Below are 1,156 nucleotides of genomic sequence, written 5' to 3' on the forward strand. Positions count from 1 at the left end.
CTAGTGTAGTGTTTCATTCTGTTTAGAACTTAATCGCGAGTTTGCCCGGATGACCTTCTGCAGGATGTCCTTGGCGCTCTTGGTCCAAATGAAAGGCTTGGGGCATTCGTTGTGATGGCGCACATAGTCCTCGATAGCCTCTTCGAGCTCGCGCACACTAGTGAACACGCCGCGGCGCAGCCGCTCGGTCGTGAGGTCGCGAAAGAAACGCTCGACCATGTTCAGCCAAGACGCCGAGGTGGGTGTGAAGTGCATGTGAAACCTCGGATGCTTGTGCAGCCACTCCTGCACCTTGGGATGCTTGTGGGTGGCGTAGTTATCGGCAATCAGGTGCAAGGTTTTGTCCGGGGGCGTCTGTTTGTCAATCTGCTTGAGAAACTTCAGCCATTCGACGTGCGTGTGCCGCTGCTGGCACTGGCTGATGATCTGTCCATCGAGCACGTTGAGGGCTGCAAACAACGTGGTCGTGCCGTGGCGCTTGTAGTCGTGCGTGAGGGTCTGGGCGCGGCCCTTCTTCAGCGGCAATCCGGGCTGCGTGCGATCCAGCGCCTGCACCTGGCTCTTTTCGTCGCAGCACAGCACCAGGGCATGCTCGGGCGGCGCCATGTATAGCCCCACGATGTCTTCGAGCTTTTGCACAAACTGCGGGTCACGCGAGACCTTGAAGCTGCGCGCCAGGTGGGGCTTCAAGCCGTGGGCCTGCCAGTGACGCATCACCGTGCTGGGACTGACGCCCAACTCGGCAGCCATCTTGCGCGTGCTCCAGTGTGTGGCGGCCGCGGGCTGGCTTTGCGTGGTCAGCTCCACCAGTTTGGCCACATCCACCTTCTGCGGCGGTGCGCCTCTGGGCAAGTCCCGCTCGATGCCGGGCAGACCCAAGTCGATAAACCGCTGACGCCAGCGGGCCACCGCCACCCGCCCAAGACCCACTTGCCGCCCTATGTCCTTGTTGTCCCAGCCTTGCGAGGCCAGCAAAATGATGTTCGCGCGCTGTGCCTGTCTGACGCTGGTACGTCCCGAGCGCGTGAGCTTTGTGAGTTGGGCTCGCTGTTCCTCGGTCAATTCAACTTTGGGGGCTACCCGCATGGCCTGGCTCCTTTTGGGGATCATCGTGAATCGATGAAATCCCAGCCAGATTTTAAGCTTCATCAAGAAT

The 1,156-nt window shown here is 59.9% G+C and carries 1 protein-coding gene; it reads right to left on the reverse strand.

The window, feature by feature from the left end:
• A complete protein-coding gene (locus DFR45_RS14270) occupies nt 1-1,086 on the reverse strand; it encodes an IS630 family transposase (protein WP_114484398.1) in 1,086 nt (361 codons plus the stop codon).
• Nucleotides 1,087-1,156: the final 70 nt, after the last annotated feature.

This window comes from Extensimonas vulgaris (assembly GCF_003337425.1).
Taxonomy (GTDB): Bacteria; Pseudomonadota; Gammaproteobacteria; order Burkholderiales; family Burkholderiaceae_C; genus Extensimonas; species Extensimonas vulgaris.

Excerpts from the sequence above, each read along its gene's own strand:
- DFR45_RS14270 (WP_114484398.1), bottom strand. The coding sequence starts at position 1,086 with ATGCGGGTAGCCCCCAAAGTTGAATTGACCGAGGAACAGCGAGCCCAA.